This window comes from Halomonas sp. C22 (assembly GCF_007655045.1).
Lineage (GTDB): Bacteria > Pseudomonadota > Gammaproteobacteria > Pseudomonadales > Halomonadaceae > Vreelandella > Vreelandella hamiltonii.
In genome coordinates, this window is sequence record NZ_VBVC01000001.1 from 178,931 (window position 1) to 202,919 (window position 23,989).

The 23,989-nt window shown below is 60.6% G+C and carries 24 protein-coding genes; 21 read left to right on the plus strand and 3 right to left on the minus strand.

What is annotated here, in order from left to right; all coding sequences use genetic code 11:
• The first annotated feature begins 50 nt into the window (after positions 1-50).
• From FEU76_RS00890 to FEU76_RS00905, 4 genes are read left to right on the plus strand one after another with little or no spacing between them, the layout of a single operon-like run.
• On the plus strand, positions 51-1,004 hold the full coding sequence (locus FEU76_RS00890; RefSeq protein WP_039175412.1) for an ABC transporter permease: 954 nt from the start codon (positions 51-53) through the stop codon (positions 1,002-1,004).
• A 17-nt stretch (positions 1,005-1,021) separates the two neighbouring features.
• Positions 1,022-1,915: an ABC transporter permease gene (locus FEU76_RS00895; protein ID WP_144979602.1), complete on the plus strand. Its 894-nt coding sequence runs from the start codon at positions 1,022-1,024 to the stop codon at positions 1,913-1,915.
• Positions 1,912-3,021 (plus strand): ABC transporter ATP-binding protein, encoded by a 1,110-nt coding sequence (locus FEU76_RS00900; protein ID WP_186299071.1) that lies wholly within the window; start codon positions 1,912-1,914, stop codon positions 3,019-3,021. Before FEU76_RS00895 ends, FEU76_RS00900 begins: the two co-directional genes overlap by 4 nt.
• Positions 3,018-4,052: an ABC transporter ATP-binding protein gene (locus tag FEU76_RS00905; protein ID WP_081136256.1), complete on the plus strand. Its 1,035-nt coding sequence runs from the start codon at positions 3,018-3,020 to the stop codon at positions 4,050-4,052. Before FEU76_RS00900 ends, FEU76_RS00905 begins: the two co-directional genes overlap by 4 nt.
• A 76-nt stretch (positions 4,053-4,128) precedes the next feature.
• Here FEU76_RS00905 and FEU76_RS00910 read toward each other — a convergent pair whose 3' ends face one another.
• Both FEU76_RS00910 and FEU76_RS00915 read right to left on the minus strand, forming a co-directional pair.
• A complete protein-coding gene (locus FEU76_RS00910) occupies positions 4,129-5,499 on the minus strand; it encodes an NCS1 family transporter (protein ID WP_039175416.1) in 1,371 nt (456 codons plus the stop codon).
• A gap of 159 nt (positions 5,500-5,658) precedes the next feature.
• Positions 5,659-6,417 carry an aspartate/glutamate racemase family protein gene (locus FEU76_RS00915; protein ID WP_144979605.1) on the minus strand — a complete coding sequence of 253 codons (759 nt, stop codon included), beginning with the start codon at positions 6,415-6,417 and terminating at the stop codon, positions 5,659-5,661.
• Positions 6,418-6,679: 262 nt separating this feature from the next.
• Here FEU76_RS00915 and puuE point away from each other — a divergent pair, with 262 nt between their 5' ends.
• The 6 genes from puuE to FEU76_RS00945 all read left to right on the plus strand — a co-directional run bounded on the left by puuE (position 6,680) and on the right by FEU76_RS00945 (position 11,678).
• Complete coding sequence (puuE, locus tag FEU76_RS00920) at positions 6,680-7,606, plus strand: allantoinase PuuE (RefSeq protein ID WP_039175422.1); 927 nt, start codon at positions 6,680-6,682, stop codon at positions 7,604-7,606.
• Positions 7,607-7,628: 22 nt separating this feature from the next.
• Positions 7,629-8,507: a MurR/RpiR family transcriptional regulator gene (locus tag FEU76_RS00925; RefSeq protein ID WP_016916209.1), complete on the plus strand. Its 879-nt coding sequence runs from the start codon at positions 7,629-7,631 to the stop codon at positions 8,505-8,507.
• Positions 8,508-8,775: 268 nt separating this feature from the next.
• Positions 8,776-9,630 (plus strand): transporter substrate-binding domain-containing protein, encoded by an 855-nt coding sequence (locus tag FEU76_RS00930; RefSeq protein WP_016916210.1) that lies wholly within the window; start codon positions 8,776-8,778, stop codon positions 9,628-9,630.
• 8 nt (positions 9,631-9,638) lie between these two features.
• A complete protein-coding gene (locus FEU76_RS00935) occupies positions 9,639-10,316 on the plus strand; it encodes an amino acid ABC transporter permease (protein ID WP_039175427.1) in 678 nt (225 codons plus the stop codon).
• Complete coding sequence (locus FEU76_RS00940; RefSeq protein WP_144979609.1) at positions 10,313-10,969, plus strand: amino acid ABC transporter permease; 657 nt, start codon at positions 10,313-10,315, stop codon at positions 10,967-10,969. The genes FEU76_RS00935 and FEU76_RS00940 overlap by 4 nt, the downstream gene beginning before the upstream one ends.
• Positions 10,950-11,678, plus strand: a complete 729-nt coding sequence (locus FEU76_RS00945) for an amino acid ABC transporter ATP-binding protein (RefSeq protein WP_016916213.1) — start codon at positions 10,950-10,952, stop codon at positions 11,676-11,678. The genes FEU76_RS00940 and FEU76_RS00945 overlap by 20 nt, the downstream gene beginning before the upstream one ends.
• Before the next feature lie 65 nt (positions 11,679-11,743).
• Here the strand turns inward: FEU76_RS00945 and FEU76_RS00950 are convergent, their stop codons facing one another.
• Complete coding sequence (locus FEU76_RS00950) at positions 11,744-13,186, minus strand: YfcC family protein (RefSeq protein WP_052196313.1); 1,443 nt, start codon at positions 13,184-13,186, stop codon at positions 11,744-11,746.
• 250 nt (positions 13,187-13,436) lie between these two features.
• Between FEU76_RS00950 and FEU76_RS00955 the strand changes: the two genes are divergently transcribed.
• The 11 genes from FEU76_RS00955 (at position 13,437) to FEU76_RS01005 (ending at position 23,932) form a co-directional block, all read left to right on the plus strand.
• Positions 13,437-14,267, plus strand: coding sequence for a bifunctional allantoicase/(S)-ureidoglycine aminohydrolase (locus FEU76_RS00955; protein ID WP_016916214.1), 831 nt, complete (start codon positions 13,437-13,439; stop codon positions 14,265-14,267).
• 37 nt (positions 14,268-14,304) lie between these two features.
• Positions 14,305-14,796, plus strand: coding sequence for an ureidoglycolate lyase (locus tag FEU76_RS00960; RefSeq protein WP_096921430.1), 492 nt, complete (start codon positions 14,305-14,307; stop codon positions 14,794-14,796).
• Between the two features lie 98 nt (positions 14,797-14,894).
• Positions 14,895-16,379: a pyruvate kinase gene (gene pyk / locus FEU76_RS00965; protein ID WP_039175431.1), complete on the plus strand. Its 1,485-nt coding sequence runs from the start codon at positions 14,895-14,897 to the stop codon at positions 16,377-16,379.
• 4 nt (positions 16,380-16,383) lie between these two features.
• Positions 16,384-17,151, plus strand: a complete 768-nt coding sequence (gene modA, locus FEU76_RS00970) for a molybdate ABC transporter substrate-binding protein (RefSeq protein ID WP_039175433.1) — start codon at positions 16,384-16,386, stop codon at positions 17,149-17,151.
• Complete coding sequence (gene modB / locus FEU76_RS00975; protein ID WP_016916218.1) at positions 17,151-17,819, plus strand: molybdate ABC transporter permease subunit; 669 nt, start codon at positions 17,151-17,153, stop codon at positions 17,817-17,819. Before modA ends, modB begins: the two co-directional genes overlap by 1 nt.
• Positions 17,812-18,918, plus strand: coding sequence for an ABC transporter ATP-binding protein (locus FEU76_RS00980; RefSeq protein ID WP_144979612.1), 1,107 nt, complete (start codon positions 17,812-17,814; stop codon positions 18,916-18,918). The genes modB and FEU76_RS00980 overlap by 8 nt, the downstream gene beginning before the upstream one ends.
• Positions 18,919-18,934: 16 nt before the next feature.
• Entirely contained in the window at positions 18,935-19,456 is a 522-nt protein-coding gene (locus tag FEU76_RS00985) for a DUF192 domain-containing protein (RefSeq protein ID WP_081136242.1), read from the plus strand.
• 196 nt (positions 19,457-19,652) lie between these two features.
• The gene (locus FEU76_RS00990; protein WP_144979615.1) at positions 19,653-20,663 is read left to right on the plus strand and encodes a DctP family TRAP transporter solute-binding subunit; all 1,011 of its coding nucleotides are present in this window, start codon (positions 19,653-19,655) and stop codon (positions 20,661-20,663) included.
• Between the two features lie 54 nt (positions 20,664-20,717).
• Positions 20,718-21,197, plus strand: a complete 480-nt coding sequence (locus tag FEU76_RS00995; RefSeq protein ID WP_144979618.1) for a TRAP transporter small permease — start codon at positions 20,718-20,720, stop codon at positions 21,195-21,197.
• Positions 21,187-22,488 (plus strand): TRAP transporter large permease, encoded by a 1,302-nt coding sequence (locus FEU76_RS01000; RefSeq protein WP_096921425.1) that lies wholly within the window; start codon positions 21,187-21,189, stop codon positions 22,486-22,488. The genes FEU76_RS00995 and FEU76_RS01000 overlap by 11 nt, the downstream gene beginning before the upstream one ends.
• Before the next feature lie 463 nt (positions 22,489-22,951).
• Entirely contained in the window at positions 22,952-23,932 is a 981-nt protein-coding gene (locus FEU76_RS01005) for a TAXI family TRAP transporter solute-binding subunit (protein ID WP_144979621.1), read from the plus strand.
• Positions 23,933-23,989 lie beyond the last annotated feature (57 nt).

Here is a 23,989-nt window from a genome sequence, read left to right on the forward strand (position 1 = left end):
ATGCACGCGGAGTGGCTTGTCAGCCACTCCGCGCATAGCCAGGAGACACGATGAGCACCTACTTCCTCAAGCGAATTCTGTATGTCATTCCGATCACCTTGGCGGTGAGTTTTTTCTGTTTCTCATTGGTCCATCTGTCACCGGGCGACCCCATGGACGCCGTCGTCTCTCCCGATGCGCCCAGTGACGTCGTCGCGATGGTGCAGCGAGCCTACGGCTTTGACCGGCCATTGCCAGAGCAGTTTGGGCGTTGGGTGAGCCGAGCCGTGCAGGGTGACCTGGGCATGTCGGCCGCCAATGGCAGGGCGGTGACGACAGAAGTGTTCAGCGCCCTCAAAAACACCCTGTTGCTCGCCGCTGCTGCGTCAATGATTGGCTTTACCTTGGGGTGCACGTTTGGAGCACTCGCCGGCTATTACCAGGGGTCCATGCTTGACCGCATCGTGACGGGCGTTGCCGTGGGTGGCGTCAGTATTCCGCACTACTGGTTGGGCATGCTGCTGGTGATCATCTTTTCAGTGGAGCTGAGCTGGCTGCCTTCCTCCGGTGCAGGGCCAGGAAGCTCCAGCGATTGGAGTTTCGAGTGGGCCTACCTGCGTCACTTGATTCTACCTGCGGTGACGCTGTCGGTGATTCCCATGGGCGTCGTTACGCGCACGGTGCGAGCCATGGTGGCGGATATCCTGGCCCACGAGTTTGTTGAAGCGCTGCGTGCTAAAGGTTTGGCAGAGCGGCGTATCTTTTTGCATGTCATCAAGAATGTCGCGCCTACTGCGTTAGCGGTGATGGGGCTGCAGTTAGGGTATCTATTAGGTGGCTCAATTCTCGTCGAGACCGTGTTCTCTTGGCCTGGGACAGGGTTGTTGCTCAATAACGCTATTTTTCAGCGCGATTTGCCCATCTTGCAAGGCACGATTTTGATCCTGGCGTTGTTCTTTGTAGCGCTCAATTTAATGGTCGATCTCGTCCAGGCGCGCCTTGACCCACGTATTCAGCGCGGCTGATCGGCTAGGAGAATCTCATGACAACGACCTCTCTTGATGCTTCGGCGAAGACCGACGTGCAGGTGACCCCAAGCAAAGGGTACTGGGGGCCGGTATTTCGGCGCCTGAGGCGTGACCCTGTGGCACTGGTAGCAGGCATCATCCTGCTGTGTATCCTGGCCATGGCGATATTTGCTCCCTGGTTGGCTCCCATGGACCCGTATAAAACCAGCATGATGTCTCGGTTGCGGCCGATTGGTACATCAGGTCATTGGCTGGGTACCGACGAGCTAGGTCGCGACATGCTTTCACGATTGATTTACGGCGCTCGATTATCGCTATTGATCGGCGTCATGCCGGTGGTGAACGCGTTCGTGATAGGAAGCGCGATCGGTATTGTCGCGGGCTTTGTAGGAGGCAAAACCAATACCATCTTCATGCGCATTATCGATGTGTTTTATGCCTTCCCTGCCGTGCTGCTGGCGATTGCGTTAGCGGGGGCATTGGGTGCAGGCATCATCAACTCGCTATTCTCGTTGACCGTGGTGTTCATACCACCCATTGCGCGGGTCGCGGAAAGTGTGACAACGCAAATACGCAGCGCCGATTACATTGAAGCCGCCCGTGCCAGTGGGGCGGGCAGTTTGAGAATCATCCGCTGCCATGTGCTGGGCAATGTACTCAGCCCCATTTTCGTTTATGCCACCTCGCTCATCAGCGTCAGCATGATCCTGGCTTCAGGTCTCTCGTTTCTTGGTTTAGGGGCCAGGCCGCCGATGCCGGAGTGGGGCCTTATGCTCAATACCTTGCGCGATGCCATCTACGTCAACCCATGGATTACCATTCTGCCCGGCGTCATGATTTTTACGGTATCGATCTGTTTCAACACGCTCAGCGATGGTCTGCGCTCTGCCATGGATGTGAAACTATGAATGCTGAACGTGTTTCGATAGACGCTTCTCCAGCCGTGGCAACACCCTTGGACCCCCGTGATAGAGGAGGAGCTGCCCAGCCACTGTTGAGCGTGAAAGGGCTGCGCAAGCACTTCATTATCAAAAAAGATTTTTTCGGCCGTCCTGTCAGTAAGGTGCATGCCGTTGATGGCGTCGATTTCGACGTTTTGAAAGGTGAAACGTTAGGCATTGTCGGCGAATCAGGCTGTGGTAAATCCACCACGGCACGCCTGTTGATGCAGCTACTGACCCCCGATGCGGGTGAAGTGATCTTCGATGGCGATCCTGTCGGTACGCCTGGCGGCTTGTCGCTTCGCGACATGCGTCGCCAAGTTCAGATGGTGTTTCAAAACTCCTACGCTTCGCTCAACCCCCGTATGAGCGTCGAGGAGTCCATCGCTTTTGGGCCTCAGGTACATGGCCTTGGCAAGAAAGAAGCCAATGCCAGGGCTCGCAAGCTGCTGGACCAGGTCGGCCTGCTCCCGAATCAGTTTGCGAGTCGTTATCCTCATGAGCTTTCCGGGGGGCAGCGCCAGCGCGTCAATATTGCTCGCGCGTTGGCACTTGAACCCAGACTACTGATTCTTGATGAAGCCGTTTCGGCCCTGGATAAATCGGTAGAGGCTCAAGTGCTCAACTTGCTGGTCGACCTGAAGCAAGAGTACGGTTTGACCTATCTCTTCATTTCCCATGACCTGAATGTCGTGCGATACATCAGTGACCGTGTAATGGTGATGTATTTAGGGCGAGTCGCTGAAATGGGCGAGAGTGAGTCGCTCTATCAGGCACCCGCTCACCCTTATACACGAGCCTTGATGTCGGCCATGCCCTCCATGGATCCCGATAATCGCACCCAGGCAGCCCCTCTTGCGGGTGATCCTCCCAACCCGATTGATTTGCCCCGAGGTTGCCGATTCTGCCCGCGTTGCAGTATGGCGGTGGAGGCTTGCCGTACAGAAGAGCCAGAGTTGAGATCGTTGAAGGAGGGGACGACGCGCCACTTCGAGCACCGTTCCGCTTGTTGCCGGGCAACCGAGGTGCAGTCGCTGGCAACGACATCGAGTGTTGAGGAAGCATCGCTATGACGGCCCATGATCCTTTGAACTGCCAGACATCTTCTGAGCCATCCCCTCAGGCGCTGACCTCCGTTAGCGAGCCATTGGTGGATGTACAAAACCTGAAAGTGCACTTCAAATCCCCTGGCCGTTGCGTGCAGGCGGTGAACGGCGTTGATTTGACCCTTGCCAAAGGCGAGGTACTGACGATTCTGGGGGAAAGTGGCTCGGGCAAGAGTGTGACATTACGCGCGCTGATGCGGCTGCTGCCCGAACGTAGAACGTCCATGGAAGGCCATGTGACAGTAGCCGGGCAAGATATCCTCGCCATGTCGCGGCGTGAGCTGTCGGCCTATCGGGGGTTTACCACCTCGATGATTTTTCAGGAACCGATGCTCGCGTTCGACCCTGTCTTTCGTATAGGTGATCAAATCGCCGAGACGGTATGCCGCCATGAGGGGGTAAGTCACGCAGAGGGCTTGGCGCGGGCACTGGAACTATTCGAGCTGGTGCGGATTCCATCCGCCAAACGACGCTTGTCCAATTATCCCCATGAAATGTCGGGGGGGATGAGCCAGCGGGCCATGATTGCCCTGGCCTTGTCATGCCGCCCCCGGCTGCTGTTGGCGGATGAGCCGACAACGGCTTTGGATGCGACCGTTCAGATACAGATCCTGCTGTTGTTACGCGACTTGCAGCGTGAGTTGGGTATGTCGGTCATTTTTGTGACTCACGATATGGGCGTTGCCAATGAGATTTCCGACCGCATCGCGGTGATGTATGCAGGCCGCGTCGTGGAAACAGGCAGCGTGGATGAAATTATTCGCGCACCACGACATCCTTACACTTTAGGGTTGATGCAGTCGCGTGCTTCTGGTGAGTTAAAAGGTGCGCGACTCAGTGCAATTCCTGGCTCTCCGCCGGACATGGCGTTTCCACCACAGGGCTGTGCCTTTGCACCGCGCTGTTCGTTGGCCACAGAGGAGTGCCGGCAACACGTGCCTCCCGCTAAAGTGCTCGGCCAACAGCATTGGGCCGCGTGCTGGAAAGTGGACGCCTGAACGCTTCAGGGTACGCAAGGAGTATGCTTTCGGAAAGATGCCCGCCACGCAAGGTGGCAGGCAAGGGCAGGGCGGATTACTGAGTGAAGCGCTGGCAAGCAGGCCAGTGTTTCATCAGCAGGTAGTAGGTCAGCCCGGCGGGGATCAGGCTGGCGTACCAGGAGACCGATGAGAAGGCGAGGGCGGCTGCGATGCCGACGACCGTGGCGATCAGTGCGGCCTGGTTGATGCCCTGATAAGGGCCGTTTTCATCGTAGAGTTTGCCGATGTCCAGCGTGCGGCGACGGATGACGTAGTAGTCCACGACCAGGATGGCGAAGATGGGGCCGAGGAAGGCCGAGTAGGTTTGCACGAACAGCTGCAGGCCTGCGGCCGACTCCGGCTGCACCAGTTTCCAGGGGAAAGTCGCAAAGGCCAGCAGCCCGACGATCACGGTGGCCACCGGAAATTTGAGCTTGAAGACGTCCATCAGCACGTAGGTGGGCGGCACCACGTTGTTCAGCACGTTGGTGGTCACTTGGGCAAAGGCAATGAAGAGTAGGGTGATCATCAACAGCGGGGTGTTATCCACGGCGTTGGCGAATACCTGAATGGGGTCGGCGGTGCCGGTAGCCTGGGACACCATGTAGCCGATCAAGCCCATGAACAGCGTGCAGGGCAGAATCGACATGGCGTAAATGGTGGTCAATAGCCCTTGTCCGGTGCCTTTTTTATGTTCACGCGAGTAATCGCTTACATTCAGCATCATGGTGCTGTAAATGCCCAGAAACAGCATGGTGGCGCTCCAGAAGGGCATGCCCCAGGAGCCTTCCATGGTGAGCAGGCTGGCCGACAGCTCATCGCCATAGCGCTGCACGGTGGCGTAGAACATGTACATCAGCGAGCAGAGAATAAAAGCGCTGCCGATATTCTCCAGCCACTTGATGCCCTGAAAGCCGAGCACCGAGAGGCCGATCTGCAAAAACTGAAAGGTGATGAAGTAGAAGATCAGGTTGTCGAAGCCGAACAGCGTCGCCGACACCATGTTGAGGGCACCGGCCCCAATCCAGCTCTGAAAGCCATACCACACGATGGCAGGCACGGCGCGCACCAGCCCGGGGATACGCGTTCCGGTGAACCCAAAGGCGCTGCGCGCCTGCACCATGAACGGAATGCCGTACTTGTATCCGGCGGCGCCATTGATGGCCAGCGCCACGCCGATCACAAAGCAGCCGATGGCGATGGCCAGCGTGGCTTGCAGCAAGTTGAGCGTGCCCACCACGCTGGAGCCCATGGCGAAGGTGCCAATCGACACGCAGCCACCAAACCAGGCAAGAAAGTAGGAGGTGCGCCCCATGATACGGGTGCTTTGCGGCGCCAGGCTTTCTGCGCCGACGGCTTTGCTGGCGGCTGACTGCGCCGCGTTGGGTGCTTCTTCTGAGGTAAGAGCAGAGGTAGAAGTGCTCATGTTACCGTCCTCGCAAGATTATCGATGTTATTGGTAACCCGGGCAGTAGACTGCCCGGGAGACGCTTGCGGCGTGGCGTGCTGATGCTGATATTCGTCGTGTTGTTATGATTTTTTGTAGGCGTGCTTTCTTTTACGGCCGGTTGCTGGTGTCAGCTCTTCACTGGCGCGTGGGTGGCAGCGTCAGGTCGGAAAAACCTGAAAACTTGCCGGTAAAGGTTTTGCGGCGCGGGTAATCCAGGTCGCCATATTTACTGGTCAGCAAGCCCAGCCCGACGAGCGACTCGGCCAGTTTCAGCGCGGCGCTCACCCCTTCCACCACGGGCAGGCCTACCTCGAGGCTAATGGCCTGGGTCAGGTTGGCCATGCCCCCGCAGCCCAGCACGATGGCGCCAATGCCATCTTCGTCGCGGGCACGGCAGCACTCCTGCACGATACGGCTGAACGCCGCGTCCGGATGATCTTCCAGATCCAGTACGGGGATCTCGGCGGCGCGGATGCGGCGGCAGTGGTGGCGAAAGCCGTACTGCTCCAGCAGGTGCTCGGCGATGATGCCGGTGCGTCCCAGCGTCGTCACAATGGAGAAGCGAGTGCTGATCAGCGTGGCCATATGAAAGGCGGCTTCGGCAATGCCGATCACCGGAGCGCGAGTCAGCTCGCGGGCGGCCAGCAGGCCAGGGTCGCCAAAGCAGGCCACCACGTACGCATCGATACCGCCTTCGCGTTCGCCTTTCAGAACTTCTTCGGCAACGCCTACTGCGCTCACCGCTTCATCGAAGTGGCTTTCGATGGAGACCGGGCCAGCCTCGGGTTGCGTCGCGCTGATGAGGGTCCCCGGTGCTGCCAGCTTGTCGGCGGCTTGACGAATGGTTTCCGTCATGGCCGCCGTGGTATTGGGGTTGATCAGACGTATATGCACGTTCGGATACTCTTGTGTGAACAATATTTTCTATCTTGTATACAAAAATAGGGCGGTTTTTAGCCAAGTGCAAGGGGCTAATGCACTTGATGCTCTCGATATGGGTTGACCAATCGTTCAGGTTTCAATAGCTTGGCTCAGCAGGGGCCGTCAAAGCGTCGAGAACTCAAATGATTAGCCCTGCGCTGCATTGCAGGCGCCGGTTAAAATGACTATTTTGTATACAAACTAAAATGCGCTGCCTCGCTAAAGGAGCCCGACCATGTCTTCCCATTACCCGCGTGACCTGATTGGCTACGGTCAAACGCCCCCTCATGCCCAGTGGCCCAACGGCGCCAAAATAGCCGTGCAGTTCGTACTCAACTACGAAGAGGGCGCGGAGAATTGCGTGCTTCACGGGGATGCGGGGTCCGAGCAGTTCCTTTCCGAGATCATCGGGGCAGCCAGCTATCCCGACCGCCACCTGAGCATGGAGTCCATCTACGAGTACGGCTCGCGAGCTGGCGTGTGGCGCATTCTGCGCGAATTTGAGCGTCGTGGGCTGCCGCTCACCGTGTTTGGGGTGGCCATGGCGCTGGAGCGCCACCCGGAGGTGGCGCAGGCGTTCAAGGAGCTGGGCCATGAAGTGGCCTGTCACGGCTACCGCTGGATTCACTATCAGGAAACGCCCGAGCACGTAGAGCGCGAGCACCTGCAAAAAGCCATGGAGATTTTCCAGCGTCTGTACGGTGAGAAGCCACAAGGCTGGTACACCGGCCGCGATAGTCCCAATACGCGGCGCCTGATATTGGATGAAGGCGGGTTTCTCTACGACAGCGATTACTACGGCGACGACCTGCCCTTCTGGACCCGCGTGAGCGACAGCCAGGGTGCCGAGCACCAGCATCTGGTGGTGCCCTACACCCTCGATACCAATGACATGCGTTTTGCGGCGCCGCAGGGGTTCAATACCGCCGACCACTTCTTTACCTACCTGCGCGACGCCTTTGATGTACTGTATGCCGAAGGGGAGGAGGCGCCGAAAATGCTTTCGATTGGCATGCACTGCCGGTTGCTGGGCCGCCCGGGCCGTTTCCGTGCGCTTCAGCGCTTTCTGGACCATATCGAAGCGCATGATCGAGTATGGGTTGCCCGCCGGGTCGATATCGCTCGTCACTGGGCCGAACACCACCCCGCACCGACTCAGTAACCCAAGGATGCGATAGGACACCATGACGCCCCACATAGGACAACGGATTGCCGCTCAATTCGATGCGCTGACGGCCCAGGAGCAGCGGGTCGCCACGTTCATTCTCGACCATTTCGATGATCTGGCGGTCTACAGCGCCGCCGATCTGGCGCGACTGACGGGGGTATCCAAGTCCACGGTGAGCCGTCTGTTCAAGCGGCTGGGGTTCGAGAGCTTTCGCACGGTCAAGACCCACGCGCGGCAGCTGCGCAACCTGGGGGTGCCGCTGGTCATCGATGACGATGCCATGCAGGAGGAGGGCGGCGCACCGTTTCAGCGCCACCTGCAGCGCGAACAGGAGAATCTCCAGCGCTGCCTGGCCAGTTTGCCCCCCGCCACGTTTGCCGACTGCGTCGATGCGCTGGCGGCTGCCCAGCAGATCGTGGTCATGGGGTTTCGCAACAGCTATCCGCTGGCGTTACATCTGCGCCAGCAGTTGATTCAGGCGCGTGGGCGAGTACGCCTGGCGCCTCAGCCCAACCAGTCGCTGGCGGAAGAGATCGTCGATTTGACCGAGCAGGACACCATCGTGCTGTTCGGCTTTCGTCGTCGGCCCACGGCCTTTGCGGCACTGGTGACGGCTCTGGAGCGTTCGCCCGCTAGGGTGCTGCTGATCGCCGACCCCACCGCCGCCACTTTTGCACCACAAGTGTCGTGGTTCATGGAAGTGCCTCTGGAAAGCTTGTCGGCCTTCGACAGCTACGCCACCGCCAATAGCCTGATTTGCCTGCTGGCCAATGCGGTGCTGCATCACAACCTGAGTGATGGGCGAGAGCGCATCAGTGATATCAGCGACCAGTACGAGGCGCTGAGTGAGCTGGCAGCGCCAGTGATGAGCGTGGATTGGGACGCTCACCAATAATGGTGCGTGCTGGTTCTTGATGCACCAAACACGAACGTTGAGGCCTGTCGAAGCGTTGCTTCGACAGGCATCTGCCTGCCTGAAAAAATCTCAAACTGCTGTTATCCATGCACTTTGTGCCTGAGTGGCCCTGTAATTGCTCTGCTGAGGCTGTGAAACAAAAGTTTCGGACTGTACTTGCTTGCAACGAAGCTTTCATCACGGCGCTATTCATACGCGACTGTCGCACTCGCTGGCTTGGCCAATCGCATAACTGCAGGAGAGCATCATGGGCACGACCCCTCAGGGCTTTACACAATCTATTCAGCACTTCTTGAAGCGTTGCCAATCCGGCGTGCTGGCCACCGGTGTGACCGCTGCGCTGGCCGTGGGTGGCGTGGGTGCCAGCACCGCCGTGCAAGCGGATGCGCTGGAAGCCATCGAATCCCGTGGCACCATACGCATTGCGGTCCCGCAGGACTTCCCGCCGTTTGGTTCGGTCGGCACCGATCTGCAGCCGCGCGGCTACGATATCGACATGGCCAACTACATTGCCGATGAGATGGGCGTGACGCTGGAGCTGATTACCGTGACCAGTGCCAACCGCATTCCCTACCTGCAAACGGGCCAGGCGGACCTGGTGATCTCCAGCCTGGGCAAAAATCCGGAGCGTGAAGCGGCAATCGATTTCTCGGAGGCCTATGCGCCTTTCTTCCTGGGAGTCTTCAGCGCTGACGCCGATGAAAGCATCGCCGGCCCCGACGAGCTGGCCGGTAAAACCATCGGCGTGACGCGGGGCGCCGTGGAAGACATGGAGCTGACCGAGGTCGCCCCCAGCTCGACCACCATCCGTCGTTTCGAGGACAATGCCACCACCATCTCGGCTTTTCTGTCTGGCCAAGTGGACTATGTCGCGACCGGAAACGTGGTGGCCGCAGAAATTGCCGAGCGCAACAGTCGCCGCGCACCGACCCTGCTGTATCAACTGCGTGATTCCCCCTGCTATATCGGCCTGAACAAGAACGAAGCAGCGCTGCAGGCTGAAGTGAACCGGTTAATTGCTCAGGCGCTCGAGGACGGAACCCTGAACGAGTTTTCCCAGCGTTGGTTCAGTGCCGACCTGCCCGACGGCTTTGGTAGCTGAGGGTCGTCATGGGGCCAACACTCGATTTCTTGACCCTGTTGCCCTACGTCGGTGAGCTGATCAAAGGCTTGACCACCACGGTCATCTTGACCGTGGTGACCACCTTGACCGGTTTGGCACTGGCGGTAGCGGTAGCTTATCTGCGGGTAAACGGTCAGCCTTGGGTACGCTGGGGGCTGGGCGGTTATGTCGAAGTCATTCGTAATACTCCGTTCATCGTGCAACTGTTCTTTATCTTTTTTGGTCTGCCTGGCCTGGGCATCAAGCTGGACGCCATCACGGCGGCGTTTATCGCCATGACCCTTAACCTTGCCGCGTACAGTGCCGAAATCCTGCGTGCGGGCATCAGTGCCACGGCCAGGGGGCAGCTGGAAGCCGCCAGAGCGCTGGGCATGAACACCCTTCAGGGGTATCGCCATGTGGTACTGGTACCGGCCTTTGCGCGTGTCTATCCGTCACTGATCAGCCAGTCGATCATCGTCATGCTGGGGTCGGCGGTGGTGTCGCAAATTTCGGTCTTCGATCTCACCTACGCGGCCAACTTCATTCAGTCTCGCAACTTCAGAAGTTTCGAAGTCTATTTGCTGATCACCTTGATCTACCTGCTGCTGGCGTTCGTGATGCGCCGCGTCTTCATGCAAGTGGGTAAACGAGTCTTTGCCTACCAGCAAGGAGAACAACGATGATCGAATTCACCTTCTGGGATATTTTGCGCAACTTGCTGCTGGCGGCCCGCTGGACCGAAGTGCTGTCGCTGATTGCCTTTGTCGGCGGGGCCACGGTGGGGCTGGTATTGACCTTCATGCGCCTCTCCAGCTCGCGCTGGCTGCAACGCCTCACCGCGCTCTACGTGGATGTGTTTCAGGGCACCCCGCTGCTGATGCAGCTGTTCCTGATCTTTTTCGGTGCGGCGGCGCTGGGGTACCCCGTGTCTGCCTGGCTGGCTGCCTCCGTGGCCCTCACGCTGTTCAGCAGCGCTTTCCTGTGTGATATCTGGCGGGGCTGCCTGGAAGCCGTTGCCAAGGGGCAGTGGCATGCCGCTCGGGTGCTGGGCATGAATTACTTCCAAACCATGCGCCATGTCATCCTGCCCCAGGCGCTGCGGCTTTCGGTACCGCCCACGGTCGGCTTTTCGGTACAGGTCATCAAGGGCACCGCGCTGGCCTCGATCATTGGCTTCGTCGAGCTGACCAAGGCGGGCACGATGCTCAACAACGCCACCTTCGAACCGTTCACCATCTTTGCCCTGGTGGCCCTTCTGTATTTCGCGCTGTGCTACCCGCTGTCCTGCTACGCGCGCCATTTGGAGAAAAAGCTCTATGACGCTGGTCTGCGTTGATAACGTTCACAAAGCCTTTGGTGACCTGGAAGTGCTCAAGGGAATCGACCTCTCCGTTGCTCAGGGCGAAGTGGTGGCCATCATTGGCCGGAGCGGCTCGGGCAAAAGTACTCTGCTGCGCTGCCTCAATCAGCTCGAACAGCACGACAGCGGCGAGATCACCATTGCCGGTCAAGCGCTGGATGCGGGTGTCATGTCCCCCCGTGAGCTGAGCGAAAACGTGGGCATGGTCTTTCAGAGCTTCAACCTGTTTCCCCACAAAACGGTGGGGGAAAACGTGTGCCTGGCCCCCGTCGTGGTGCGCGGCGAGAAGCGCGACGAGGTCGAGAAAATCGCCCGTGAAGTGCTGAGCAAGGTCGGCCTGGCCGACAAGTACGATGCCTACCCGGCACAGCTGTCCGGTGGCCAGCAACAGCGGGTGGCCATTGCTCGGGCGCTGGCCATGCGGCCCAAGGTGCTGCTCTGCGACGAAGTGACCTCGGCCCTGGATCCGGAGCTGGTGGGGGAGGTGCTGCGCGTGCTGGAGGCGCTGGCGGCGGAAGGCATGACATTGATACTGGTCACCCATGAAATGGGCTTCGCCAGAGACGTGGCAGATCGCGTGGTCTTCATGCACCAGGGGCGCATCCATGAAGAGGGCGAGCCGGGCGAACTGTTCAGCCGCCCCCAGACCGCCGAGCTGAAGCAGTTTATCTCGGCGGTGCTGTAGGGGGCTGAAGGGGGTGCTGACGTGAGCGGCCTGGGCTGGCCGCTTTACGTATGGTGCAACGTGGCTTATCCGACCCACTGCGTGGCTTGGGCAAAAATCAAGAAGCCCAGTGCTATCAGTACCCACACGCAGAAGAGTGGAAAGAAGAACTTGACCCACTTCTGCCATGAGACACCGGCCAGTGCCAGGGTAGCCATGAAGTAGCCGGAGGTGGGGTAAAGAATATTGCCGATGCCATCGCCCAACTGGAAAGCCAGCACCGCCGTTTGGCGGGTCACGCCAATCATGTCCGAGAGCGGGGCCATCAACGGCATGGTGACCAGTGCCTGGCCGCTGCCGGAAGGAATGATGAAGTTGAAACCAAGCTGCGCGAAGAACATGCCGATGGCGGATAGCAGCGTGGGCAGGCCACCGACCAGATTACCCAGGCCATACACCAGGGTGTCCATGATCTGGCCATCTTCGAGCATGACTGCGACCCCACGGGCAACCCCGGCAATCATGGCGCCGACCAGCACGTCGCGGAACCCTTGATTGAAACCTCCGCAGATGTCGTCGGTGCTCAAGCCTGCAACGAGGCCGACGACCACGCCCATGATGATGAACAGCCCGGCCATCTCCATCATGAACCACCCTTGCTGCAGGACGCCGTAAACCAGCAGGGCAAAGAAGGCGAAGGTGGTGAGCGCCGCCAGTTTCTGGCGAGTGGAGGCTACCAGCGCACGGCTGTTCTCGGCATGCTGGTAAAGGGCACGCTTTTCGGCTTCGCCGGGGTCACTGTTCAGCAGGCTTCGCTCGGGTGAGTGGCTCACCTGGCGAGCATAGCGCATCACAAAGAAGATCGCCGCGGCCAGCATCACGATGAACGCCAGAATGCGCAAGCCGTACCCGGAGTAGAGAGGCAGTGCCGACAGCTGCTGGCCAAGGCCGGTGTTGATCGGGTTGAGCACGCCCGTGGTAAAGCCCACGGTGGTGGCGCACAGGGCCACGGCGGCTGCAGTGACCGAGTCGAAGCGTAGTGCAATCATCAGCGGCAGGATGACCGGTACATATACCAATGCCAGCTCTTGCGTGCCTATCACGGTGGCAATCAGGGCAAACACGGTCATCAGCACCGGCAGGGTGAGCAGGCCCTGGCCAGCGAAACGTCGGGTCAGCTTGTCGACGCCAATTTCGATGATGCCGGTGCGCCTGAGCACCATGAACATGCCGCCAATCATGAAGGTGAAAAAGACCACTTCGCCAGCGCTCATCAGCCCATTGGGAATGGCCAGCATGAAGTCGGTGAGTCCGACGGGGCTGGGGTCGATCGTGGTATAGGAGTCGGGGTCGATGGTGATGCGGCCATTGGGCCCTGGAACGCGTTCGAATTCTCCTGCGGGTACGAAGTGAGTGGCAATGGCCGCCATGGCGATAAAGACAAACAGCACCACGTAGATGTCCGGGATGCGGCACCAGCTCTTGGCGGTGCCAGGGGTACCCGCAGAAGAGGGGCGATGTTGTGACATGCAGAGCCTCGCATTGTTGGGCCATCCGGGGACGGCTCTTGTTATCCATTGCAGTGGGCCGGGGCGCCGCGATCACCCATCGATGGCGGCAGAACTCGGTTCGTATGTTTTAGAGTTATGAAACGAAAGTTGCCAAAAACATTACTACTGGGAGGTATGTTTCACAAGCCCGTCGGTATAAGCTTTAAAAAGTGCGGTTTATTTTGTATACAAGAACATCATCAACATTGACCACTCGACAGGACATGCCATGCCAGCCAATTACTATGCGCCCACCGGCGGACACCCGCCGCAAACTCAGTTGACCGCCGACCGTGCCGTTTTCACGGAAGCCTATGCGCTGATCCCCAAAGGGGTGATGCGCGATATCGTGACCAGCAACCTGCCTTTCTGGGAAGGCACGCGGCTGTGGGTATTGGCGCGTCCGCTGTCCGGGTTTGCAGAGACGTTCTCTCAATACATCATGGAAGTGCAGCCCGAGGGCGGCAGCGACAAGCCTGAGCTGGACCCTCAGGCAGAAGGGGTGCTGTTCATCGTGGAAGGAGAGCTGACGCTGACATTGGCTGGCGAGCGTCATCTCATGGGCCCTGGCGGCTACGCCTTCATTCCCCCCGGCAGCCACTGGCAGGTTCGCAACGAGTCCCGCGAGCCGGTGCGCTTCCATTGGGTGCGCAAGGCCTATGAGTTCGTCGAGGGGCTGGACGTACCGCCGGCCTTCGTCACCAACGAGCAGGAGATCGCACCGATCGAGATGCCGGGCACGGAAGGGCGCTGGGCAACGACGCGCTTTGTCGAACCTGGCGATGTGCGCCACGACATGCACGTCAACATCGTGACGTTCCAGCCCGGTGGCGTGATTCCGTTCGACGAAACCCACGTGATGGAGCACGGGCTCTACGTGCTGGAAGGCAAGGCGGTCTACCACCTCAACCAGCAGTGGGTAGAAGTGGAAGCGGGGGACTTCATGTGGCTACGGGCGTTCTGCCCTCAAGCCTGTTATGCGGGTGGGCCTGGCCCGTTCCGTTACCTGCTGTACAAGGATGTGAATCGTCACGCGGCGCTGCGCCTTGGCGCTCGCTGACGCTGGCGCACAAGCACACTGACCACCAGGAGCCATCATGCTGACCCTCGAAGCAAAACCCCTGACACAAGCAGCATTTGAACCATTTGGCGAGGTGCTCGATGCGCGTACCTCGCCATCGTTTCCGATCAACGCAGGGCGTACCCAGCGGCATCACGATCTGGCGCGAGTCGAGACGCTGGGCGCGAACCCGCGCACCCTGGTGAGCATCTTTGTCAGCCAGCCGGTGTCGCTGCCGTTGACGCTGACGTTTCTGGAACGCCACCCGCTGGGCAGCCAGGCTTTCATGCCGCTGCACGAAGAGCGTTTCATCGTGGTGGTCGCCCCGCCCGGCGACACCATCGCGCCCCAGGACGTTCGGGCCTTCGTGACGGATGGCCGCCAGGGGGTGAACTACCGAGCAGGCACCTGGCACGCCATTCAGTCGGTGCTGGAGCGGGAAGGCGAGTTTCTCGTGGTGGACCGCGGTGGAGATGGCAACAACTGTGACGAGTACCCGCTGTCCTTGTGCGTGCACGTGGCGCCGTAATCGCCGACATTGGCCGTTGCAACAAGTACATGCGAGTGTCATCTTGCTTGGGGTATGCTGATACGCGAACATTTCCTCTTTTACTGGTCAGGACATTTATGAGCACAAACACCCATATCCCCCTTCGTCGTACCAAGATCGTCGCTACCCTTGGCCCTGCCAGTGACCGCGAAGGCGTACTGGAGGCCATGCTGAAGGCAGGGGTGGATGTGGTGCGCTTGAACTTTTCGCACGGCACCGCCGACGACCATCGGCGTCGCCTGGCCCGAGTGCGTGAGATTGCTGCCCAACTGGGCCGCAGCGTAGCGGCGCTGGGCGACCTGCAAGGCCCCAAGATCCGCGTTGCCCGTTTCAAGGAGGGCGCCGTGTATCTGGAAGAGGGCCAGGACTTCGTGCTCGACATGGCCATGGACAGCGATGCCGGTACTCAGCAGGGCGTCGGTTGCGACTACAAGACCCTGGCCGATGACGTCACGGCCGGCGACCGCCTGCTGCTGGACGATGGCCGTGTGGTGTTGGACGTGACCCGTGTCGAAGGCAAGCAGGTACACACCCTGGTGGTCGTGGGGGGCAAGCTCTCCAACCACAAGGGAATCAACAAGCAGGGGGGAGGCCTCTCCGCGCCGGCCTTGACCGAAAAAGACAAGGCCGACCTGAAAACGGCGGTGGAGATCGGCGTCGATTACCTGGCGATTTCGTTCCCGCGCTCGGCAGAAGACATGCGTGAAGCACGTCGGCTGCTGGGCGAGGAAGGCAAGGAGATTGGCCTGGTGGCCAAGGTCGAGCGTGCCGAGGCCGTGGCCGACGAGGCGACGCTGGATGGCATCATCGAAGCCTCTGAAGCGGTCATGGTGGCGCGTGGTGACCTGGGCGTGGAAATTGGCGATGCCAAGCTGGTCGGCGTGCAGAAACGCATGATCAAGCGCGCCCGGTCGCTCAACCGGGCCGTGATCACGGCGACCCAAATGATGGAAAGCATGATTTCTGCGCCGCTGCCCACCCGAGCAGAAGTGTTCGACGTGGCCAACGCCGTGCTGGATGGCAGCGATGCCGTGATGCTGTCGGCAGAAACGGCGGCGGGCGACTACCCGCTGGAAACCGTCGAGGCCATGGCGCGCGTGTGCCTGGGAGCCGAGCGGGAGCGGGTGGCGCAAGAGTCCGGGCACCGTATTCATGAAGGCTTTACCCGTCCGGATGAAACCATTGCGCTGTCGGCCATGTACGCTGCCAACCACATGACAGGGGTAGCGGCGATTGCCTGTATGACGGCGTCTGGCTATACGCCGCTCATTGCATCGCGGATTCGCTCCGGTCTGCCCATCGTGGGCCTGGCACACAACCCCATCGCTCAGCGTCGCATGGCGCTTTATCGCGGCGTGGTATCGCTGCCTTTCGATACCTCCGAGATGAGCGCCACCGAGCTGAATGACCAGGCGTTGACCCTGCTGGTCAAGCAAGGGGTCGCCAAGCTGGGTGACCACGTCATCCTCACCCGTGGCGACCACATGAATGCTCACGGCGGCACCAACACCATGAAGGTGATGGTGATTAACGAGCAGCATGTGGAAAGTGCCAAGGCCTAAGCGCATGCGTTGGCTGCTGTGCCTTGGTTGCCTGCTGCTGGGTGCGCCTGCCATGGCAGGCGCACCCATCGTAGCGGCGGCCTCCAGTCTACACTTCTTTTTGGAAGAGGCTTCTGAACGGTTTACCCAGCAAACCGGGCATACGCTGCGCCTCAACCTGGGCTCTTCCGGTAACTTCCGCCGTCAGATCGCCCAGGGGGCGCCCTTCGAGCTGTTTCTTTCCGCCGATGAGGGCTTCGTGCAAGCGCTCTACCGGGAAGGGCACGTCGTGGATGAAGGTGTGATCTATGCACGCGGGCGGCTGGCCTGGGTACAGCCTGCCGGCCGCTATCCTCCGCCCGATGAACAGGCGCCCCTGGCCGGCGTGGAAGACGCCGTGGCCGCGTTGCAGAATGGCCAGCGCCTGCGGATAGCCATGGCCAGCCCCGAGCATGCACCGTATGGCGTGGCCGCTCAGCAAGTGCTGGAAAGGGCAGGGCTCTGGGAGGCCAGTCGCCCGCTGCGCATACAGGGGGAAAACGTTTCCCAGGCGATGCAGTTTGCGCTGTCCGACGACGCAAGGGGCGGGCTGGTGGCCTATTCGCTGGTGCTGGCGCCTGGGCTGGCGGCCCGTAGCGAAAGCGTGCTGATCCCCGAAGCGTGGCACACGCCGCTGACTCAGCGCATGGTGCTGACCCCTCACGCCGGAGAAGCCGCCCAGGCCTTCTATGGCTGGCTGCAACAGCCCGAGGCCCAGGCACTCTTTCGCGCCTACGGCTTCAGTACCGAGTGATGGACTGGACGGCGCTGGGGGTCTCGCTGCGGCTGGCGGCGTTGACGAGCCTGCTGCTGGTGCCACTGGGCATCTGGTGCGGGCGGTGGCTGGCCACGGCTCGGTTTCGTGGCAAGGGCGTCTGCGAAGCGCTGATTGCCCTGCCTCTGGTGCTGCCGCCCACGGTGCTGGGCTTCTATCTGCTGCAGCAGTTTGGTCGCGATGCGCCGCTGGGCAGCGCCTGGGCGGCGCTCACTGGCAGCGGCCTCAACTTTACCTTCACCGGGATTCTGCTGGCCTCTTTGATTGCCAACCTGCCGTTTGCCATTCAGCCCATTCAGCGGGCCTTCGAGCATGTGCCCGTGCATTTGCGCGAAGCGGCCTGGTGCAGCGGGCTAAGCCCCTGGCAGACCCTGTGGCGTATCGAACTGCCGCTGGTGTGGCCAGGCATCCTGTCGGCGACCGCGCTGACCTTTGCCCATACGCTGGGGGAGTTTGGCGTGATTCTGTTGGTGGGCGGCGCCATCGATGGCGAAACCCGAACGCTCTCCATTGCCATTTATGACCGAGTACAGGCCTTCGACGAGCAGGGCGCGGCCACCATGTCGGCGCTGTTGCTGGCCATCTCGCTGGCTACGTTGGGGCTGGTCTACGGGTTGGCGGGCAGGCGCAGGTGGGCACGTGGCTGATTTGACGGTGTCCGTGCATCAGGCGGGGCCCATCCCCTTGAACGCCAGCTTCCGCTGCGCGCCGGGGGAGTTGCTGGCGCTGGTGGGACCATCGGGCAGCGGCAAGACCACGCTGTTGCGCGCCATTGCCGGGCTCTACCATCCTGCCCAGGGCCACATCAGCTGCGCCGGTGAGCGGTGGCTTTCGGCCGGGCAGGGGCCGCGCCAGGCACTGACACCCCAGCAGCGCAAAGTGGGCATGGTCTTTCAGGACTATGCGCTGTTCCCACACCTGACCGCGCAGCAGAACGTCCAGATTGGCATGGGGCACCTCCCCCCAGTGGCAAGACCCGCACGCGCCGCACAATGGCTGGCCCAGGTGCGCCTGGAAGGGCTGGAGAACCGCTACCCCAGCCAGCTTTCGGGAGGGCAGCGTCAGCGGGTTGCCCTGGCGCGAGCACTGGCACGAGAGCCCCGCGTGCTGCTGCTGGACGAACCTTTTTCTGCGGTCGATCAGGTCACTCGGCGCCGTTTGCAGCGGGAGCTTGCGCTGTTGCGTCAGCAAATTGCCATCCCCATCGTGCTGGTCACCCACGACCTCGAAGAAGCGACGGCCTTGGCCGACCAGATCTGTGTGCTGCACAACGGCACCAGCTTGCAGCAGGGCGGCCCGGAGCGGCTGTTTCGCCAGCCTGACACGCCCCTGGTGGCGCGTTTGCTCGACCGCCACAATGTCTTTCAGGGGCAGGTGGTCAACACGGCCAGCGGGCCACGGCTGCAGTGGGGCGAGTGGTGGCTGGAAGTCGCTCGCGGCCTCGAACACTGCTCGGCGGGGGAGACCGTGACCTGGTATCTGCCGCCGTCGGATATCGTCTTGCACCGACGCGGGCGGCCCTCCCAGGGGGAGCGCGAAAACCCGGTGACGGCCACAGTGAGTGAAATGGTGGTGCTGGGCAGCATGACCTCGGTTTCGCTGCGCGTTTCGCATGGGGATATGCTACGTTTCGATATCGCTACCCACGCGGCCAAACGCAACCAGCTGGCGTTGGGGGAGCCTGTGACCGTCTCGCTGCTGGCCGAGGGAATTCACCTCATGACCTCGCCGCAGGCCACTGTATAGGAAGAAGGAATCTGTCATGACCCTGTCCCGCCGCCAACTGCTGAAAACCACCCTGGGGGTCTCCCTGGCGAGCTGCCTGCCGCTGTCGCTCGTGACCGCCATGGCCGCCGAGTCGGCCATGGTCGATACTCTGCCGCTGGCGATTCACAGCGAGGGCGGGCCGCATCGTCTGGAAGTGGAAGTGGCCGAAACGGTCGCCCAGCGTCAGCGTGGGCTGATGGGACGTGAACACTTGCCAACCTCACGCGGCATGCTGTTCCGCTTCGAGAGCGAACAGCCCGCAGGCAATGCGTTCTGGATGTATCGCACGCTGATCCCGTTGGATATCGCTTACATCGATGACCAAGGCCGCATCGTGGCGATCAATACCATGCAGCCCTGTGAGTCCAGCACCCCGCGTGAGTGCCCCTCCTACCCTGCCGGCGTGGCCTACCATGCCGCCCTGGAAGTAAACGCGGGCTACTTTGCCGAGCGTGGCATCCAGGTAGGCGACTGCGTGTCCGTGCCTGCGCTGGCCGGCTTCTGCCGCCCGGAGTAACCCCGCATACCAGCCAGCAGTGAGTGAAGACGCTGCGGCGAAAGTCGATGGCCAAAAGCAGCGGCCAGCGCTTCCCTTCACTCGGTGAGCGCCTACAATGGGGTGTCGCTGGCGGGGCTTTCCCGTATGGCGCGGAGCGTCCGCCAGATCACGGCGTTCTTCACGACTCATAAAAATGAAAAAAGGATCGATAACAATGACGCTGACACGCTCCATGGCTCGTTTGACCGCTGGCTTGGCCGGTGCTGCACTCCTTTCCGCTGCTTTTTCTGCACAGGCGCGTGAACTCTCTGTCTCCACCGTGCTGTCCGATGCCTTCCCCTGGGGCCAGGCCGCCGAAAAATGGGCAGAACTGGTGGAAGAGCGCAGTGGCGGCGAACTGACGCTGCGGGTATACCCCAACTCCCAGCTGGTCTCCGGTGACCAGACCCGCGAGTTTTCCGCCATGCGCTCCGGGCTGATCGATGCGGCCGTCGGTTCGACCATCAACTGGTCGCCGCAAGTGCCGGAGCTCAATCTGTTCTCCTTGCCGTTCCTGATTCCTGACGAAGCCGCCGTGGACGCGGTGACCGGCGGCGAAGCGGGTGACATGGTCTTCGAGGCCATCGAGTCGCGTGGCGTCATGCCGTTGGCCTGGGGGGAAAACGGCTTTCGCCAGGTGTCCAACTCCCGCGGTCCCATCAGCCAGCCGGAAGATCTGGGCGGCCTGAAAATTCGCGTGGTGGGCTCGCCCCTGTTCCAGGACACGTTCTCGGCACTGGGCGCAGACCCGACCCAAATGAGCTGGACCGACGCTCAGCCCGCCCTGACCACCGGCGCGGTCGATGGCCAGGAAAATCCGCTGTCGGTGTTCGACGTGGCGCGCATCGACCAGGTGGGCCAGGCGCATTTGACGCTGTGGAACTACATGAACGACCCGCTGATTTTTGCGGTGAACCAGCAAGTGTGGCGTACGCTCAGTGAAGAGCAGCAGACGATGCTGCGTGAAACCGCGCAGGAAGCCGGAGCGTGGGAAATCGCCATGACCCGCGAGCAGGAGCATGAGCGGCTGGCCGCCATTCAGGAACGCGGGGTGACCGTGACCGAGCTGACCGATGAGCAGTACCAGGCGTTCGTGGAGGCGACCCAGTCTGTCCATGAAAAGTGGGTACCTCGCATCGGCGAAGCCTTGGTAGAGGCTGCGCAAGCGGCAATCGACGCACGCTGATATTTCGCTAGCCGCCGCCGCTCCCAGAGCGGCGGCTATTTGTGTGAGGTTGCCATGAAAGGCCTTCCTGATGCCCGGCCCGAACGCTGGCTGGGCGCCCTGGCGTTGATCGTCATCTCGTTGATTAGCCTGGGGAACGTCATCACGCGTTACATTACCGGCGGCTCTTTCTCGTTTACCGAAGAGTTCTCGGTGTTTCTACTGGTGGTGCTGACCTTTGCGGGCGCCTCCGTCGCCTTGCGCCACGACCGGCATATTCGCCTGGGCTTTCTGGAGCGCGCCTTGCCTCCAAAGTGGCGGGGTGTCCTGATCCTGTTTCAGGCGCTGTGTGGCTTGACGGTGCTTGCGTTGATTACCTGGTACGCTGGCAAGCTGGCCTGGCAGGAACGAGAGTGGCAATCGCTCTCTCCCGGGCTGGGGTTGCCTCAATGGTGGTACTTGGCCTGGTTGCCAGTACTGACGCTGGCCATGAGCTGGCGATTGGTGCAACAGACCCGGGCGCGCTTGAAAGGGGAGTTTCCTCATGACGCCTGATATCTGGATGATTCTGGCGTTCGCGGGCCTGCTGATCGCCGGTGTGCCGGTGGCCTTCTCACTGGCGCTGGCCGGTTCTGTAGGCATTGTCGCGGGGCTCTCGCCCGACATGCTGGCGACCCTGGGCACCAACACCTATAACAGCATCGCCAAGTACCCGCTGATCGCCATTCCGCTGTTCATATTGACCGGGCTCATTTTTGAGCGGGCAGGGGTCGCGCTGCGTCTGGTGCGCTTTGCTCAGGCCTTGATTGGCCCGCGCCATGGCGGCCTGGCGCTGGTGGCCGTGCTGGTGTGCATGATCATGGGCGGCATGAGCGGCTCGGGCCCGGCCGATGCTGCCGCCGTGGCCATGGTCATGCTGCCCAGCATGACCAAAGCGGGCTACCCGAAGCCGTTTTCTGCCACGCTGATTGCGGCCTCTGCGTCGACCGCGATTCTGATCCCCCCCTCGGTAGCGCTGATTCTTTACTCCATCGTCGTGCCGGGAGTGGACCTGCGGGCACTCTTTGCCGCTGGCCTTTTTCCAGGCGTGCTGGCCGGGATGGCACTGCTGGTACCCGCCATGCTGGTCGCCAAGCGCTACGGCTGGGAGGGCACCCCGGTGGAGGGAGCCGAGCAACTGACCGTGCGCGGCACCTTTCGTGACGCCTTGCCTGCCCTGTTTGCGCCGATCTTGATCCTCGGTGGCCTGCGTTCAGGCTTGTTCACGCCTACCGAGGCTGCCGTCGTGGCCGTGGCCTATGGGGCACTGGTGGGGCTGCTGCTGACCCGTGAGCTGACGCTGCGTGATTTATGGGAGCTGCTGGGCGAAGCCGCGATCATTTCGGGGGTGGTCATGCTGATCATTGCCCTGGCCGGTATCTTCGCTTGGGCAGGCACCATGCTGGGCACGTTCCGGCACATGGCCGAGTGGATCATCGGTTTGACGGATAACGGCGTACTGCTGCTGATACTGGTGATGCTGGCCGTCCTGGTGGCGGGCATGCTGCTGGATGCGATCTCCATTTATCTGATCATGATGCCGATTCTGATTCCGGTGATGCAGCATTTCGAGTGGAACCCGGTATGGTTCGGCATTCTGCTGGCCATGAATATCGCCATTGGTCAGTTCACTCCGCCCGTGGCGGTCAACCTCATGGTGACCACCGAAGTCGCCAAGATTCGTCTGGAGCATACGATAGGCTGGGCAATGCTGTTCGTGCTGGCCATGGGCTGCGCGCTGGCACTGGTTGCCATTTTCCCGAGTATTGCCCTGTGGCTACCCCAGGTGCTGGGCTACAACGTTTGATGCATGGGTAATCGGGTCAGCCGGGTTGGGATACCCTATGCAAAAATGGTATGGCTGGGAGAGGCATGTTTAACGGTGACTAAACGTTACATATGCGCAAACCCCGCTAAACTTATTCCTCAGTGGCGTCTCGTGGCAACGCGTAGCAGCCCAGCCTTCGAGGGAGGCACTCGCTGCAGGGTTGCCCTCGACATCCAGGGGGTGTCTACTTGCGCGGCATGCTCAGCGGGTGCTTAGGGGCGGAAAAAACGTCTCCTGTAGCCGCAGCGGCAAGCATGAAATAGCGGCGAGCTTCGCCAAGTGGTTTTTTTTTCGCTAAAGTAGTCACCGTCGGCAGTAATTGCCGAGGTCGATAACAGACTGTCTTGACAACGTTTTGCAATCGTAGCACCTGAAGGGAACCGTTCTGCAGGTGGTTGCAAGGCGCATAACGCTCACAACATCAAGATAAAGAGGTGTATTCATGAAACGCCATGTATTTTCTACTGCGGCCTTCTCGGGCGCGTTCATTGCTGCGGCTTCCTTCGCCTCTCCGGCGGTAGCTCAGGATCGCTACATCACCATCGGTACCGGTGGCCAAACGGGCGTTTACTACGTCGTCGGTCAGTCGGTGTGCCGTATGGTCAACCGTGGCAGCGATGAGCACAACATTCGTTGTAACGCACCGTCCACCGGCGGCTCCGTTGCCAACGTCAACGGCATGAAGAGCGGCGAGCTGGACATGGGCGTTGTCCAGTCGGACGTTCAGTACCGTGCTTACAACGGTGAAGCCAACTTCGAAGAAGAAGGCGCGTGGGAAGACATGCGTGCGCTCTTCACCATGCATGGTGAGCCGCTGACCGTGGTTGCCCGTGCCGACTCCGGCATTCAAAGCATCACCGACTTCCCCGGCAAGCGCGTCAACATCGGGAACCCCGGTTCAGGCCAGCGCAACACCATGGACGTGGTGATGGATGCGTTTGGCTGGGACGAGAGCACCTTCGCTCTGGCCTCGCAGCTGGACGCTGCCGAGCAGGCGGCTGCACTGTCTGACAACAACATCGATGCCATGGTGTACGTGGTAGGCCACCCGAACGGCTCTATCCAGGAAGCCACCACCACTATCGATGCGCGTCTGGTATCGGTCACTGGCGATGAAATCGACAGCCTGATCGAAGAGTACCCCTACTACACCCGTTCCGTGATCCCGGGCGGCCTCTACCGTGGTAACGACGAAGACGTCGAAACCTTCGGTGTGGCAGCGACCTTCGTGTCTTCCACGGCAGTAGATGAAGAGGTGGCCTACGAAACGGTCAAGGCCGTGTTCGAGAACTTCGATCGCTTCAAGCGTCTGCACCCGGCGTTCGAAAACCTGAACGAAGAAGACATGATCTCCGACGGTCTGACGGCGCCGCTGCACGATGGCGCAGCACGTTACTACCGTGAGCGTGGCTGGATCGAATAAGTCTTGAAAAGCGATGCTGCTGGCTAAGGTGAGCAGCCTCGCGATGAGTGATAAAGC